General features: G+C 66.2%; 1 protein-coding gene. It reads left to right on the top strand.

Features of this window, described 5'->3' with window-relative positions; all coding sequences use genetic code 11:
* On the top strand, nt 1–317 hold a 317-nt coding region (locus P5705_RS26240; RefSeq protein WP_277463761.1), incomplete at both ends, for a contractile injection system protein, VgrG/Pvc8 family.

Raw genomic sequence — 317 nt, 5'->3', positions numbered from 1 at the left:
CGAGCCGGCCCTGGAAGACTACGACTACCCCGGCCGCTTCCTTGATCGACCACGTGGCAAGCACCTGGCCAACCGCGCCCTGGAACGCCACCGCAGCGACTACCGCCAGGCGAGCGGCGACAGCGACCAGCCGCTGCTCGCCAGTGGGCACTTCCTGACCCTGGCGAGCCATCCCAACGTCAGTTGGAACGATCTCTGGTTGCTCACCGAAATCCAGCACCAGGGCCGCCAGCCGCAGGTCCTGGAAGAAGCCATCACCAGCGACATCGACCCGCGCTTCGACGGCTTCCAGCAGGGCTACCGCAACTTCTTCGTGG

Origin of the sequence: Pseudomonas entomophila, from assembly GCF_029478665.1 — a bacterium.
Taxonomy (GTDB): domain Bacteria; phylum Pseudomonadota; class Gammaproteobacteria; order Pseudomonadales; family Pseudomonadaceae; genus Aquipseudomonas; species Aquipseudomonas entomophila_F.
Note: the sequence above shows the minus strand (reverse complement) of the source record. Positions and strands in the feature narration are given on the sequence as shown.